The sequence below is a fragment of the Staphylococcus americanisciuri genome (genome assembly GCF_024814435.1).
Lineage (GTDB): Bacteria > Bacillota > Bacilli > Staphylococcales > Staphylococcaceae > Staphylococcus > Staphylococcus americanisciuri.
This window is the reverse complement of the sequence record NZ_JANUXY010000005.1, coordinates 177,264-193,504: the sequence shown is the minus strand read 5'-3', so window position 1 is coordinate 193,504 and position 16,241 is coordinate 177,264. Positions and strand designations below refer to the sequence as shown.

Below are 16,241 nucleotides of genomic sequence, written 5' to 3'. Positions count from 1 at the left end.
TAGAGATGATAATATAGTAAAGGTTGATGCAAGCAGTACTTTGGAGGATATGCAAATGTCTAATGAAAAAGTCACACGCTTAGATGAACACGATTATGTTGTTGGACTTAAAGAGACGCTTAAAGCACTTAAGAAGGATCAAGTCGAACAATTGATTATTGCTGAAGATGTTAATGTGCATCTCTTAGCAAGCGTGTTAAGCTTTGCCAATCAAAATATGATACCCATGACATTTTTTACAAGTCGCAAAGCACTTGGAGAGCATGTTGGTATAAAGGTAAAGGCAACAGTCGTTGCATTACTCAAATGAGATTAGTAAGTATTACGCTTACTAAATTTTATTTAATCAAAAAATGAACCACCTGGATGTGTGGGATTAAGAGAACAAGAGAGGAGGACAATCGATGCCTACTATTAACCAATTAGTACGTAAACCAAGACAGAGTAAATCTAAAAAATCAGATTCACCTGCTTTAAATAGAGGTTTCAATAGTCAGAAAAAACAATTCACTAAGTTAAATTCACCACAAAAACGTGGAGTATGTACACGTGTGGGTACTATGACACCTAAAAAACCAAACTCTGCATTACGTAAATATGCACGTGTGCGTTTATCAAACAATATTGAAATCAACGCATACATTCCTGGTATCGGACATAACTTACAAGAACACAGTGTGGTACTTGTACGTGGAGGACGTGTAAAAGACTTACCTGGTGTGCGTTACCATATCGTTCGTGGTGCGTTAGATACTTCTGGTGTTGACGGTCGTATGCAAAGCCGTTCATTATACGGAACTAAAAAACCTAAAAAATAAGTTTGAGCGTCATTAACTCAAACATAGCATAAAACAATCATATATAATTAGGAAGGGAGGACTTGTATTATGCCTCGTAAAGGATCAGTACCTAAAAGAGATGTGTTACCAGATCCAATTCACAACTCTAAATTAGTTACAAAATTAATCAACAAAATTATGTTAGATGGTAAGCGTGGGACTGCTCAACGCATTCTTTATTCAGCATTCGACTTAGTTCAAGAACGTTCAGGTCGTGATGCAATGGAAGTATTCGATGAAGCAATCAACAATATTATGCCAGTACTTGAAGTTAAAGCACGCCGTGTGGGTGGTTCAAACTATCAAGTACCTGTAGAAGTTCGTCCAGAGCGACGTACTACTTTAGGTTTACGTTGGTTAGTAAACTATGCGCGTCTTCGTGGTGAAAAAACTATGGAGGAACGTTTAGCTAACGAAATCTTAGATGCAGCTAACAACACTGGTGGCGCTGTTAAGAAACGTGAAGACACTCACAAAATGGCCGAAGCGAATAAAGCATTCGCTCACTACCGCTGGTAAGATAAACGCTAATCCCCTGAGCACATATCGTATAGACGTATATCAACATGCTGGATAGCTGATTGATTGTTCTATGCATGCTTAGGGTAAAGCTATATCTGACTATATAATCCAATTATTCTGGAAGGAGAAAGAATACCTATGGCAAGAGAATTTTCGTTGAAGAACACGCGTAATATCGGTATCATGGCTCACATTGATGCTGGTAAAACGACGACTACTGAACGTATTCTTTATTACACTGGCCGTATTCATAAAATTGGTGAAACACATGAAGGTGCTTCACAAATGGACTGGATGGAACAAGAGCAAGACCGTGGTATTACAATCACATCTGCTGCAACAACAGCAGCATGGAATGGACACCGCGTAAACATCATCGATACACCTGGACACGTAGACTTCACTGTAGAGGTTGAACGTTCATTACGTGTACTTGATGGTGCAGTAACAGTACTTGACGCACAATCAGGTGTAGAACCTCAAACTGAAACAGTTTGGCGTCAAGCAACAACTTACGGTGTACCACGTATTGTATTTGTAAACAAAATGGACAAAATTGGTGCTAACTTCGATTACGCAGTAAGTACTTTACATGACCGTTTACAAGCAAATGCAGCACCTATTCAATTACCAATCGGTGCTGAAGATGAATTTGAAGCAATCATTGACTTAGTTCAAATGAAATGTTTCAAATATAACAATGATTTAGGTACAGAAATCGAAGAAATCGAAATTCCAGCGGATTATCAAGATCGTGCTGAAGAAGCACGTGAAGCGTTAATCGAAGCTGTGGCTGAAACAAACGATGACTTAATGGAAAAATACTTAGGTGGAGAAGAATTAACAGTTGAAGAGATTAAAGACGCAATCCGTCAAGCAACAACAGATGTTGAATTCTACCCAGTATTATGTGGTACAGCATTCAAAAACAAAGGTGTTCAATTAATGTTGGACGCAGTTATTGATTACTTACCATCACCATTAGATGTTAAGCCTATCGTTGGTCACCGTGCTGATGATCCTGACGAAGAAGTGATTGCTAAAGCAGACGATTCTGCTGAATTCGCAGCGTTAGCATTCAAAGTTATGACTGACCCTTATGTTGGTAAATTAACATTCTTCCGTGTGTACTCTGGAACATTAACTTCAGGTTCATATGTTAAAAACTCAACAAAAGATAAACGTGAACGTGTAGGTCGTATTTTACAAATGCACGCAAACTCACGTGAAGAAATCAGCACAGTATACTCAGGTGATATTGCTGCTGCAGTAGGTCTTAAAGATACTACAACAGGTGACACGCTTTGTGGTGAGAAAAATGACATCATTCTTGAGTCAATGGAATTCCCAGAGCCTGTTATTCACTTATCGGTTGAGCCAAAATCAAAAGCTGACCAAGATAAAATGTCACAAGCATTACAAAAATTACAAGAAGAAGACCCAACATTCAAAGCACATACAGACGATGAAACTGGTCAAGTTATCATCGGTGGTATGGGTGAACTTCATCTTGATATTATTGTTGACCGTATGAAGAAAGAATTTAACGTAGAAGCTAATGTTGGTGCGCCAATGGTATCTTACCGTGAAACGTTCAAACAATCAGCAGCAGTACAAGGTAAATTCTCTCGTCAATCTGGTGGTCGTGGTCAATACGGTGACGTTCATATCGAATTCACACCTAACGAAACTGGTGAAGGTTTCGAATTCGAAAATGCTATCGTTGGTGGTGTTGTTCCTCGTGAATACATCCCATCAGTTGAACAAGGTCTTAAAGACGCAATGGAAAATGGTGTCTTAGCTGGATATCCATTAATCGATGTAAAAGCAAAATTATTTGACGGTTCATACCATGATGTCGATTCATCTGAAATGGCCTTCAAAATTGCTGCATCTTTAGCACTTAAAGAAGCTGCTAAAAAATGTGATCCAGTTATCTTAGAACCAATGATGAAAGTTACAATCGAAATGCCTGAAGAATATTTAGGCGATATCATGGGTGACGTAACAGCACGCCGTGGTCGTGTAGATGGTATGGAAGCTCGCGGTAACGCACAAGTTGTTAACGCTTATGTACCACTTTCAGAAATGTTCGGTTATGCAACATCATTACGTTCTAATACACAAGGTCGCGGTACTTACACAATGTACTTCGATCACTACTCAGAAGTTCCAAAATCAATTTCAGAAGAAATCATCAAAAAGAACAAAGGTGAATAATTCACTGAAGTAGTTATCACTTGTTTATAAATTGATTTTTTCAGCAAAATGATTTATAAAGGTAATAAAGAAAATATGTCTCATGTTAGTGAGTAACTTTCATGAGATATATTAAAAAAATTAATTCATAATTTGAATAGGAGAGATTTTATAATGGCAAAAGAAAAATTTGATCGCTCAAAAACACATGCCAATATTGGTACTATCGGTCACGTTGACCATGGTAAAACTACATTAACAGCTGCAATCGCAACTGTATTAGCAAAACACGGTGACAGTGTTGCTCAATCATACGACATGATCGACAACGCTCCAGAAGAAAAAGAACGTGGTATCACAATCAATACTTCACACATTGAATACCAAACTGACAAACGTCACTATGCACACGTTGACTGCCCAGGACACGCTGACTACGTTAAAAACATGATCACTGGTGCTGCACAAATGGACGGTGGTATCTTAGTAGTATCTGCTGCTGACGGTCCAATGCCACAAACTCGTGAGCACATCTTATTATCACGTAACGTTGGTGTACCAGCATTAGTTGTATTCTTAAACAAAGTTGACATGGTTGACGATGAAGAATTATTAGAATTAGTAGAAATGGAAGTTCGTGACTTATTATCTGAATACGACTTCCCAGGCGATGACGTACCTGTAATCGCTGGTTCAGCATTAAAAGCTTTAGAAGGCGATGCTGCATACGAAGAAAAAATCTTAGAATTAATGAACGCTGTTGACGAGTACATTCCAACTCCAGAACGTGACTCTGATAAACCATTCATGATGCCAGTTGAGGACGTATTCTCAATCACTGGTCGTGGTACAGTAGCTACTGGCCGTGTTGAACGTGGTCAAATCAAAGTTGGTGAAGAAGTTGAAATCATCGGTTTAACTGAAGAATCAGCTAAAACAACTGTTACTGGTGTAGAAATGTTCCGTAAGTTATTAGACTATGCTGAAGCTGGTGACAACATTGGTGCATTATTACGTGGTGTTTCACGTGAAGATGTACAACGTGGTCAAGTATTAGCAGCTCCAGGTTCTATTACACCACATACAAAATTTAAAGCGGAAGTTTACGTATTATCAAAAGACGAAGGTGGACGTCACACTCCTTTCTTCTCTAACTACCGCCCACAATTCTATTTCCGTACTACTGACGTAACTGGTGTTGTTAACTTACCAGAAGGTACTGAAATGGTAATGCCTGGCGATAACGTTGAAATGGAAGTTGAATTAATTTCTCCAATCGCTATCGAAGACGGTACTCGTTTCTCAATCCGTGAAGGTGGACGTACTGTAGGATCAGGCGTTGTAACTGAAATCCACGAATAAGATAAACTATATCTTTGAGATAGAAAAGCTAGCGCATTTGCGCTAGCTTTTTTGTATTTCTTGTAATGATTGGGAGCTGTGAACTTCTCCAACTAAAACTTGTTGTTAGGACACAACATCTATGTTGCATTAAAAATATAAAAGGGACATGTTGGAGCACGTCCCGAAAGAGCCCGTTAAAAAGACGGTGACTAAAGTATGATGTAAAAAACCATCACCTTCGCCAAAGTCAGTGATGGTTATTTTTTAGGTAAATATCAAGCATGATAAGCACGAGACCTATGAGTGAAACAACAAATGAGCCGAATCCTATCATAAGGAGCAGTGCTTCTGCTACTAATACCATTAGGGCTTCTCCTTTCTAAAGATTTGGGACATGCCATTCATAGGCACCCCCTCCTTATACTCAGATAGCCACCATCCACTTAACTTGCTCACCGATATTCTATCGAACTCTAAATCTAATTCGTATATAAACTAAATAAAATTCTAACTATTCTGCACCAAGTCACGTGATTTATGTGTATAAACCAAAAGACCCTAAACTTCAGTTATTGAGATTTAAGGTCTTTTGCATTTTAAAGGACACCTTCAAGTTCTAGTATTTTCATAAATGTACTGACGGTATATTTCATTGCCGCTTCATCAATATCAAAGTGTGGACTATGATGTGGCCAATCGGTTTTTTTCTCTGGATTACCACAACCGGTAAAGAAAAAGGCACCAGGTAAAGCATGTAAATAGTATGAGAAGTCTTCCCCAATCATCATTAAATCTGAATCATGGTAGCGGAAGTTTAAAGCATTAGCTGCTGTTTTGACAACCTCTGCAGATTTTTCATGATTATAGACAGGTGGATAACCATTCACATAATCTAAGTCATACGTAATATCATTCGCGACAGCTAAGCCTTGCAAAAGCTTCTCCAATTTTGTACGAATATGTTGTTGGACTGTTGAATCAAAAGTACGAACGGTTCCACGACATTGTGCAGTATCTGGAATGACATTGTCGGCATCACCTGCTTCGATTTTACCGAATGAAATCACAGCTTGTTTCACAGGGTCAAGCGTACGTGACACAATTTTTTGGGTGCTTAAAATAAATTCTGCCAAAATGACAATGGGATCAATGGTCTCGTGCGGCTTTGCGCCGTGACCGCCTTTACCATAAATCGTGATGTTGAATTCATCTGCTTGTGCCATCATTGCACCGGGGCGTGTATGAATCGTCCCTGTTGGATAACCACTCCATAAGTGATTGCCGTATATTTTATCTACACCAGCAAGTGCCTTGTCTGCAATCATACCTTGCGCACCACCTGGCGTTTCTTCTTCGCCATATTGGAAGATCAGTACAACGGCGCCTTTTAGTTGATTTTGATGCGCATGTAAAAGTTCAGCAACTGTTAGTAAAATAGCGGTATGACCATCGTGACCACAGGCATGCATGACACCTGGAATTTTTGAGCGATATGGTACGTCTTTTACATCTTCTATTGGTAAGGCGTCAAAGTCTGCACGTAATGCAATTGTAGGACCTTGTTCAGTATTTCCAATAGTTGCGACAATCCCGTTATGACCGACACGTTCGCGAATGGTAAAATTAAGATGTTTTAACCTTTCAAGAATGTAGGCATGTGTCTGTTTTTCTTGAAATGAGCGTTCTGGATATTGGTGCAAATGACGGCGTATCGCAATCGTTTCGTGCGCTTTTTCGCCTGCACATTGGAACCAATCAGTCATGGATCATCTACTCCTTCGTAAAGATTATGCTAATATTATACACTTGCTTTTAAGTTTGTTCAAAATACGTTATGATAAAAGTGTATTAGCAAATAGGAAAGGGGAATGAATCGTGGTACAAAGGCTACAAGACTTTCTAGAAGAAAACATTAGCTATTTGAAAGACAACGGTTTATACAATGAGATTGACATAATCGAAGGAGCGAATGGTCCTAAAATTACAATTGCAGGTAAAGAATACATCAACTTGTCTTCTAACAACTATTTAGGGCTTGCGACAGATGCTGATTTAAAAGCAGCAGCAAAAGAAGCAGTTGACTCACATGGTGTGGGGGCAGGTGCTGTGCGTACAATCAATGGGACACTTGATTTACATGATGAGCTAGAAAAAACATTAGCTGAATTCAAAGGGACAGAAGCAGCTATTGCTTATCAATCAGGCTTCAACTGTAACATGGCAGCTATTTCAGCGGTTATGAACAAGAATGATGCAATTTTATCAGACGAATTAAACCATGCGTCTATTATTGATGGTTGTCGTTTATCAAAAGCTAAAATCATTCGTGTCAACCACTCAGATATGGATGACTTACGCAAAAAAGCGAAAGAAGCTGTTGAGTCAGGTCAGTATAATAAAGTCATGTATATTACTGACGGTGTCTTTAGTATGGATGGTGACGTTGCGAAGTTACCTGAAATCGTGGAAATATGTGAAGAATACGGCATTATGGTGTATGTTGACGATGCACATGGTTCAGGTGTGATGGGTAAAGGTGCTGGTACAGTGAAACACTTCGGCTTACAAGATAAAGTCGACTTCCAAATCGGTACATTATCTAAAGCAATTGGTGTTGTTGGCGGATATGTTGCTGGTTCACAACAATTGATTGACTGGTTGAAAGTACAATCACGCCCATTTTTATTCTCAACTTCTTTAGCGCCTGCAGATACCAAAGCGATTACAACAGCAGTGAAAAAATTAATGGCATCTACAGAGCTACATGATAAATTGTGGGATAATGCGCATTACTTAAAAGAAGGATTAAACAAATTAGGTTTTAACACTGGAGAATCTGAAACACCAATTACACCTGTTATCATTGGTGATGAAAAGAAAACACAAACATTCAGTAAACGCTTGATGGAAGAAGGGGTTTACGTTAAATCTATCGTATTCCCAACAGTGCCACGTGGTACAGGCCGTGTACGTAATATGCCAACTGCAGCACATACGAAAGAAATGTTAGATGAAGCATTAGCTGTGTATGAACGTGTTGGTAAGGAATTAGATGTTATTTCATAATTAAATATTAACAATTGAATGCAGTCACTCGCATAGGGTGGCTGCATTTTTAGATAGGAGAATATCGATGAAATTCGGGCAATATAATATTGATACATTTTGGCTAATATGTATAGGTATATTTTTATTTTTTTCATTAATGGAACCTTGGATGTTAATAACGGTTGTATTACTCCTTATTGTAGCAATAGAGAAGGACGATGCGCAGTGAAGGGAAGTATTCCTATGTCTGTATAGTAAACATTATTTTGTGTGTATGCTCTACGTGTACAAGAAAGCGCTTAAATGTTATAATACAATTAAATAAGTATTTTATGAGCACACTATAAGAACAAATGTATTTATCAGAGAGACAGTTAGGAGATGTCATAATTTATGGAAAGAATATTTATCACTGGCGCATTAGGTCAAATTGGTACAGAACTTGTTGCGAAATGTCGTGAAATTTATGGAAATGACAATGTATTAGCAACAGATATTCGTGAGCCAGAAGCAGGTTCTATTGTTGCTGAAGGTCCATTTGAGATTTTAGATGTGACAGACGCAGAAAAAATGGAGCAATTGATTGCTGACTTCAAACCAGACACAATGATGCATATGGCAGCTTTATTATCAGCGACTGCAGAACAAAAGCCATTACTCGCATGGAATTTGAATATGGGTGGCTTAGTGAATGCTTTAGAGGCTGCACGTAAATATGATTTACAATTCTTCACACCAAGCTCAATCGGTGCATTTGGTCCGAATACCCCTAAGAAAAATACACCACAAGTTACGATTCAACGTCCGAACACAATGTACGGTGTGAACAAAGTATCAGGTGAATTATTATGTGATTATTACTTTACGAAGTTTGGTGTTGATACGCGTAGTGTGCGCTTCCCAGGTTTAATCTCTTATGTGAAAGAACCAGGTGGCGGTACAACAGATTATGCGGTAGATATTTACTTCCAAGCCGTTCGTGAAGGTAAATACACAAGCTATATTGATCGTGGTACTTATATGGATATGATGTTTATGGATGATGCGATTGACGCGATTATTAAGTTGATGGAAGCGGATGGTGACAAGTTAATCAACCGTAACGCTTATAATTTAAGTGCGATGAGTATCGAGCCTGAGATGGTTAAAGAAGCAATCCAAGAACACGATCCGAACTTCACAGTAGATTACGATGTGGATCCAGTTCGTCAAGGCATTGCGGAAAGCTGGCCAGATAGTATTGATACAAGCTGTGCACGTGATGAATGGGGATTTAATCCACAATATGACTTAGCAGCGATGACAACACGTATGCTAGAAGGTATCAAAGCAAAAGAAAAATAAAATGTATAATAGATAAATTGTGAGGCAGTACGCGTTATGATTAACGGTGTAACTGCCTCGATTTTTATGCGCTAAAACGGTTAAGAATATATTTAATTTTCTTAAAACTCATTGAATTATAATGGTCAAATTGGTATAATGCATATATTACATTTACATCATTACAGGGGGCATTATTATGACAGAATTAGTGAAGTTAGAACAACGTCAAGCGTTAAAAGAGAAGCCAGATCAATCCTCGTTAACGTTTGGTGAAGTATTTACAGACTACATGTTAAGCTTTGACTATACAGAAGGTCAAGGATGGCATGACCTAAAAATCATACCGTATGCACCAATTGAAATTTCTCCGGCTGCGCAAAGTATACATTATGGTCAATCGGTATTTGAAGGCTTGAAGGCGTATAAACATAACGGAGAAGTTGTGTTATTCCGACCAGATGAGAACTTTAAACGTATTAACGTGTCATTAGAACGTTTAAAAATGCCACGAATTGATGAAGATTTATTATTAGAAGGTTTAAAACAATTAGTAGACGTAGACCGCGATTGGGTACCAGAGGGTGAAGGTCAATCACTCTACATTCGTCCGGTTGTTTTTGCGACACAAGATATATTAGGAGTAGCCCCATCTAAAAATTATCGTTTATTAATTATTTTATCGCCATCAGGTTCTTACTATGGTGGAGATTCATTACGTACTACTAAAATTTATGTTGAAGATGAATATGTACGTGCTGTTCGTGGCGGTGTAGGCTTTGCGAAAGTTGCAGGTAACTATGCAGCAAGTTTATTAGCACAAGCGAATGCGAATGAGCTCGGTTTTGACCAAGTATTATGGTTAGATGGTGTTGAACAAAAGTATATTGAAGAAGTAGGTAGTATGAACATCTTCTTCGTGATTAACGGTAAAGTTGTGACACCTTCATTGAACGGTAGTATTTTACCAGGTATTACACGTAAAACGGTACTTGCATTAGCTGAAACATTAGGCTATGAAGTAGAAGAACGTCGTGTATCAATTGATGAGTTATTCGAACACTACGAAAAAGGCGAATTAGAAGAGGTATTTGGAACGGGTACAGCTGCCGTTATTTCTCCAGTGGGTGAATTACAATTCAAAGATAAGAAAATGGTTATTAACAACAACGAAACTGGTAAAGTGACACAAGCTTTATATGATAACTATACAGGTATTCAAAGTGGCAAGTTAGACGATCCACATAACTGGCGCTTAGTGGTACCACATTATGAAAGATAAGTTGTTTTATTAAACAATCACATATAGCATGTTATTTCCCCGCATCTTAGGCAAAGAGACTTGGATGTGGGGATTTGATTTTATGAGGTTGAATAATGATGGAATATATGGGATGAGGAGTCAGTTTGAAAGCAAGCGATATAAAAGAACTGAATTTATAGTAGCAATCTAATATAATAGACAGCATAGAATAAGAAAAATAAATGGTATATGCTATAAAAATTTTAAGAATGGAGTTTATTTATGAAGAAGGAAATGAAAGCACAAATTGTACAGTTAATTAAGGACGCATGGATTGATGATATTTTAAACACACAAGATATAGAAGTTCTAGAAAAGCGTAATAAACACTACCTTAAAGCATTGAGACAGATTGAATTGTTACAGCCAGAAGATAAAGAAGCGATTGCAGATAACATAAGTGAGCAACTACCTACTCATCAACATAAAAAAGAGAATAGCGATACGTATACATTTGTACGTCATTTATTAGGCGGTGAGGGTGTTAACCCAGAGACAGGAAAAACTGTTTTTGTACCGGAATCGGTAGTCAGAAATGAAGCATTAGAGCATGGCGATAAGTTGATTTTTGAAGAAAATGGCAATGGATATAACAGACATGCGTATCACAAGTTGAATGCGGAAAAGGATCACTCTGTAGCGGCTATCGACATTGAGTGTTATGACTATGCAATTGTGGACTATGATGACAGCATTCATAGATATATTTGTAAAAAGCATTTTGATCATGGTGAATTAAAGAGTATCCCAATGTGCTTATTGAATGAGAAAGATGTTATTAAATTTAATATTAATAAAGAGGATATTGTTAGTATTGCACATACGCCAAATCATACGACATCACGTATTAGATGGAAATATGATGCGGATGAGATTATGCCAACACCTGTGAAGAAAAAAGCTTCTTATTACAAAGAAGACCATGAGTCTCAAGAGCTGGATGAAGCGGAGAAAGAAGTATTTAAAGATATTGAAGTGGGGATCATAGGAGCAAGTCAGTTTATCAATAACTATATAGAAGAAGTGGAACAACGTGGCGGCAAGGTACATCATACGGAATCGGATACACAGTTGCAAGTAGAGACACTAGTGAGTAAATCGGATATTGTGGTGATTCCTATTCTAACTGTAAGCCATGCCAAAGCTGAACAGGCGAAAGCGAAAGCCAAGAAAGAAGAAAAGCCATTTATTATCTTGAAAAACAGTGGTAGAAGTAGCTTTGTCAATGAGTTGAAAGAACATTTACATTTGATTAAACGTGAAGAAGAAGCGGAATGATTTGGGTTTTAATAGAGTGAGTTTTTGATAAGAAGAAAAAGCGTCTGATCATGGAGTGTGTTCAGACGCTTTTTCTATGCCTAAGTCCATTTGAAGGATATTATGTATTATGAAATGGGGTTCAAATGGATTTGAAAGATTTTATGGGTACTTATTATGTTAATCTGAATATAGTAAGATTTATGTGATGTATTGTATTTTTAAGATAAGTGCAATATAAAGAACTATTTAAGGAGGCATAGCAATGAAATCAAAGTTTGATGTCATAATGGGAATCATGATGATAGTAGTAGCAATTTTTGTATATATATTGACACCTGAACATTATGGTGTGCCGTTATTAATGCTTATAACAGGGATATCATTTATTGTAATGGGGATTAAGGGGCCGCCAAAATTTAAAAAAGGTAAAAGTAACAAGAAGACTGATAGATAAAAGTGGAGCATGACTATCTAAAATGCGCACAATGTGGGATTGGGCTTGTTACATAAAATAATTAGCACAATAAAAATTTAGATAAGTCGATTAATTAGAGGTGTTATCTATCATTTTAGTAAATAAGCAAGATCCAAAAAAATTTACAAGTGAGCGAGTTATAGAAGTAGTGTAAGTTTATTGTTACTATGGTAATTGCATTGCATTATGTAGAAACAGGTGATGATAATGACGATAAAATGGCTATTATTCGATAAAGATGGGACACTCATTCAATTTGATCAAAGTTGGGTGAGGTTAGGGATTCAACTAGTAGATGATGTTTGTGCGCATTTTGAGATTGATCAACGTGATGCTGTTTATGATGAGATTGGTATTGAAGGAGATGCTTTTCGACCAAATAGCGTGATGGCATCGGGATCGCTTGAAGAGATGGCAGCGATATTTGAGCATTATACAGATGTTGAGACGTATGAATGGGTTTGTATGCGTAGTCAGCAATTAATCAATACACGCGTACCAGAAAGTAAGCTTTATCCAGGCGTTCGTAAAACATTGGCTAAACTCCAAGCGCATGGTTACCTATTGGCGATTGTGACGGGAGACAATGCTCATGGCGTGTCACATTTCTTAAAACAGACAGGTCTTCAAGATATGTTTGCTTGTGTAATTTCAACGAATGGTGATAACTATGAAAAGCCAGATAAGCGCCTTTTAGAGCCACTGTGGTCGCGTGGTGTAACTGGAAAAGAAATGGTAATGATTGGCGATACGGACTTAGATATGCAGACTGGTCGCGAAGCAAAATGTGCCAAGACAATCGGTGTGCGCACTGGATTGGGATATGAAGCGTCATTTGAAGAAGCGGATGTTGTGGTGGAAGATGTCACATACGTATTAGAATATTTATGAACTCCCACTATATTTTATAAGTTATTATATTTTATAAGTTATTCTGGTATAATTACTAAAGATATGCTGTTCAAAGTGAATGTGGGCAGCGAAATGTTACATATTTATTAGTTTTATGTGTGGCAATGTATTGCGTGTATCATTCTATCTTGTCGCTAAGAGACTAATTATTTATAATCTAGATGAATACATATTAATACAATTTAGCAAAATTTTAAATTAATGAATGAAGAAAGGATGAGTATGCTTGAAAAAAGACTTTCCTTATCTTAAATGGTTTAAATTATTAGGCATGGCCTTGTTTGTTGGTGCATTGGTGTACTTCCCTGTTCTTTATCGCTATTTAAAACATGGCATTGTTTATAGTGGAAGATATGATGGCATTAAACAAATGGTACCGTTTCAAAAATTCTTGTATGAACGGATGGCGAGCTTTTCGTCCTTTTATGATGTCGGTTTTGGGCTAGGTGGCGACTATTTTACAGATCTTACCTATTATTATACAACGTCTCCTATGATGTATCTTAACTTTTTGAGCATCAAAGTGGTTGAAACGTTAGGATTGGTTGACCCAACAAATATTGATTTTTGGGCAACGAATCAACTCGTTGTTGCTTATTTCAAATGTGCACTTACTTTCTTAGCAACATATGGTATGTTGAAAATGTTTAAAATAGAGAAGCCCTATCGCTTTGTAGGTGCGATGCTTTATAGTGCTTCAACGGTCTTTTACTTTTTCAATTTTGCATGGTCATTTTTCGGGGATGTCATGCTTTATTTACCGCTGGCTATTTGGGGAATGGAACGTTTCTTTAAACAACGTAAAATCGGATTATTTATTATTGCGATTGCATTGACGTTATTTTCTAACTTCTATTTCAGTTATTACCTTGCGCTAGCTTTGGCTGCTTATTTGATTTATCGCATGATTGATAAGCACCCAGACGATGTTGTGACGCGTTGGAAAAAACTATGGCTGCTTTGTCCAGCAGTAATCATTAGTTTGTGTGTCGCATCACTGGGTTTTCTAACAGGTGTCCGCGCCTTTCTTAATAATGATCGTAAACTGGTTGATTTTGAAGTGCCGTTTCTTATTGATTTTTCACCAGATTATCATATTTTTTCAAATGGACTTCATTTCACTATTACTTTTATTGCGCTTGTGGCACTCTTTACATTTAAACTGTATCGTCATTACTATTATCGTTTATTTGCGATATTTACATGGATTTTACTGATTGGTTCACTTTCACAATATACGGATAGCTTATTTAATGGGTTATCCTTCCCAGAAAGACGTTGGGGCTTTTTGTTAGTGATGTCGACAAGTGTGCTCATCGCATTATGGTTGAAGCACCTTGCTGAGTTGACATGGCGCAGTTATTTGATTTCGCTATTGCCATTGGTCCCATTAGCGATTGCGACGGTTAACTTATCATCAGGTCGTATGTGGTGGATGGTTGCTAGTGCGTTGATTTTATGTCTTGTAGCGTATTGTATTGTTGCGCGACAAAGCTTTTCTCAAAAAATGATGTATATTATCATTGGTCTTTTTATCGCACAACAATTTCTGTTGGTATGGAATTACCGTACCAATAATATGATGCGATATGAAACGACATTGGAGACATTGCATTCACCAGATTATCATAGTGATGTGTTACAACATAAGATTGATAAGATTACAGATAAACAGTCACCAATGGAACGCATTGATTATATTAGCAATTTCGCGGTGAATACGAGTATGCTGTACAATTTTAATGGTGTCGCGCTGTATTCTAGTATTTTTGATGGTGCTATTTTAGAATACTATGACAAACTCATGCAGGTTAATATGGGATATGATTCCAACAGTTATTATCGTACGTTTGGAGATCGCGCGAATATGTTTGCTTTATGGGGTGTGACGGATCGTATTAGAAAAGGCGATGACAATTCAATTCCTTATGGTATGGAACGTCAGGAGAAATTCAGTGACAGAGGTGTAACATGGATACGTAGTCACAATACATTTGATTATCCTGCGGCGCATCTGACATCGAAAGTTTTTGATGCTTCCGATTTAAAATCACCTTTAGACCGCGAACATGCGATGCTTGAAGGGGTTGTATTAGATGGTGAGAAAGCAAATACACCATTTTACGCAAATCCGAACTTAGTTAAGTTTGCTGACATTACACCGCGTGATGCGAAACAACAAGGATTTCAATTGACTGTTTCAAAAGATTTAGGTGGTTTAGATATCTCGATGCCCCCTGATTTATTAGCGAAATATAAAGACTATTACTTAGAGATGGATGTGGAGTTATTATATCCGAATACACCGCATTATTTAATTGTAGATAACTTTTACCAGGAACGTAGGGAACTTACGCAGCGTTATAGACGTTTTGTAACACCTGTAACAGTTCGTGTATCTGCAAATGAACCAATGCAACTTAAGCTTAAAAAAGGCACATATCGTGTGAATATCAAAGGCATTTATGGTGAAGATTATACAACATTAGAAAAAGCACAAAATGATGTCAAACCGGTGAAAGTGACGAGAAACAAACGTAATATACGTGTTGATATGAAGCCGACGAAAAAGTCATATCTTGTATTGCCGATGCCATATCGTGATGGTTTGAAAGCTGAAGTAGATGGTGAGGCAAGAGGAGTGGAAAAAGGAAATGGCTTACAGACGGTAATTCCAGTTAACAAAGGAGAAAAAGAAGTGATACTCCATTATGAATTACCGCATTGGCGTGTCTATCTCGTGCTGACACTTTTAGGTGTTATCGGTGCCATTATCTATCGTAAGTGGTTACGACGCAACAGTTAGTCTGACAATTGAATGTTTCTTTATGTAAACGGGTTCCTATTGTTAGACAGTATTTCTAATAATTTGGGGCCTTTTTACATATCCATTTAGATGATTGAAGGTTGTCTTTGATGGGAGGCTTTAAGCGCACCATTAATGAATAACTGGGATTAAACATCATGTGATGAAGAGATAAAGATGTGATGCAACGTGTGTAATATCTCTAATAAT

At 37.5% G+C, this 16,241-nt stretch carries 14 protein-coding genes; 12 read left to right on the top strand and 2 right to left on the bottom strand.

Going from position 1 to position 16,241, the window contains the following annotated elements:
* The first annotated feature begins 55 nt into the window (after window positions 1-55).
* The 5 genes from NXS11_RS06690 to tuf all read left to right on the top strand — a co-directional run bounded on the left by NXS11_RS06690 (window position 56) and on the right by tuf (window position 4,922).
* Window positions 56-310: a ribosomal L7Ae/L30e/S12e/Gadd45 family protein gene (locus NXS11_RS06690; RefSeq protein WP_259200006.1), complete on the top strand. Its 255-nt coding sequence runs from the start codon at window positions 56-58 to the stop codon at window positions 308-310.
* A gap of 94 nt (window positions 311-404) precedes the next feature.
* The gene (rpsL, locus tag NXS11_RS06685) at window positions 405-818 is read left to right on the top strand and encodes a 30S ribosomal protein S12 (RefSeq protein ID WP_259200005.1); all 414 of its coding nucleotides are present in this window, start codon (window positions 405-407) and stop codon (window positions 816-818) included.
* Window positions 819-887: 69 nt separating this feature from the next.
* Complete coding sequence (rpsG, locus tag NXS11_RS06680) at window positions 888-1,358, top strand: 30S ribosomal protein S7 (protein ID WP_014614746.1); 471 nt, start codon at window positions 888-890, stop codon at window positions 1,356-1,358.
* 141 nt (window positions 1,359-1,499) lie between these two features.
* Window positions 1,500-3,581 carry an elongation factor G gene (gene fusA / locus NXS11_RS06675; RefSeq protein ID WP_259199975.1) on the top strand — a complete coding sequence of 694 codons (2,082 nt, stop codon included), beginning with the start codon at window positions 1,500-1,502 and terminating at the stop codon, window positions 3,579-3,581.
* Between the two features lie 153 nt (window positions 3,582-3,734).
* Window positions 3,735-4,922, top strand: coding sequence for an elongation factor Tu (gene tuf / locus NXS11_RS06670; protein ID WP_259199974.1), 1,188 nt, complete (start codon window positions 3,735-3,737; stop codon window positions 4,920-4,922).
* Window positions 4,923-5,151: 229 nt separating this feature from the next.
* Here tuf and NXS11_RS06665 read toward each other — a convergent pair whose 3' ends face one another.
* Both NXS11_RS06665 and NXS11_RS06660 read right to left on the bottom strand, forming a co-directional pair.
* A complete protein-coding gene (locus NXS11_RS06665) occupies window positions 5,152-5,268 on the bottom strand; it encodes a putative holin-like toxin (RefSeq protein WP_259199972.1) in 117 nt (38 codons plus the stop codon).
* A gap of 232 nt (window positions 5,269-5,500) precedes the next feature.
* On the bottom strand, window positions 5,501-6,667 hold the full coding sequence (locus tag NXS11_RS06660; RefSeq protein ID WP_259199971.1) for an amidohydrolase: 1,167 nt from the start codon (window positions 6,665-6,667) through the stop codon (window positions 5,501-5,503).
* A 112-nt stretch (window positions 6,668-6,779) separates the two neighbouring features.
* Here NXS11_RS06660 and NXS11_RS06655 point away from each other — a divergent pair, with 112 nt between their 5' ends.
* The 7 genes from NXS11_RS06655 (at window position 6,780) to NXS11_RS06625 (ending at window position 16,031) form a co-directional block, all read left to right on the top strand.
* Window positions 6,780-7,970, top strand: coding sequence for a glycine C-acetyltransferase (locus tag NXS11_RS06655; protein ID WP_259199970.1), 1,191 nt, complete (start codon window positions 6,780-6,782; stop codon window positions 7,968-7,970).
* A 375-nt stretch (window positions 7,971-8,345) separates the two neighbouring features.
* Window positions 8,346-9,296: an NAD-dependent epimerase/dehydratase family protein gene (locus tag NXS11_RS06650; RefSeq protein WP_259199969.1), complete on the top strand. Its 951-nt coding sequence runs from the start codon at window positions 8,346-8,348 to the stop codon at window positions 9,294-9,296.
* A 178-nt stretch (window positions 9,297-9,474) separates the two neighbouring features.
* A complete protein-coding gene (locus NXS11_RS06645) occupies window positions 9,475-10,557 on the top strand; it encodes a branched-chain amino acid aminotransferase (protein ID WP_259199968.1) in 1,083 nt (360 codons plus the stop codon).
* Window positions 10,558-10,800: 243 nt separating this feature from the next.
* Window positions 10,801-11,856, top strand: coding sequence for a DUF2325 domain-containing protein (locus NXS11_RS06640; protein WP_259199967.1), 1,056 nt, complete (start codon window positions 10,801-10,803; stop codon window positions 11,854-11,856).
* A 244-nt stretch (window positions 11,857-12,100) separates the two neighbouring features.
* Window positions 12,101-12,292 (top strand): hypothetical protein, encoded by a 192-nt coding sequence (locus tag NXS11_RS06635; RefSeq protein ID WP_259199966.1) that lies wholly within the window; start codon window positions 12,101-12,103, stop codon window positions 12,290-12,292.
* Window positions 12,293-12,520: 228 nt separating this feature from the next.
* On the top strand, window positions 12,521-13,204 hold the full coding sequence (locus NXS11_RS06630; RefSeq protein ID WP_259199965.1) for an HAD family hydrolase: 684 nt from the start codon (window positions 12,521-12,523) through the stop codon (window positions 13,202-13,204).
* Window positions 13,205-13,451: 247 nt separating this feature from the next.
* On the top strand, window positions 13,452-16,031 hold the full coding sequence (locus NXS11_RS06625) for a YfhO family protein (RefSeq protein ID WP_259199964.1): 2,580 nt from the start codon (window positions 13,452-13,454) through the stop codon (window positions 16,029-16,031).
* The last annotated feature ends 210 nt before the right edge of the window (window positions 16,032-16,241 follow it).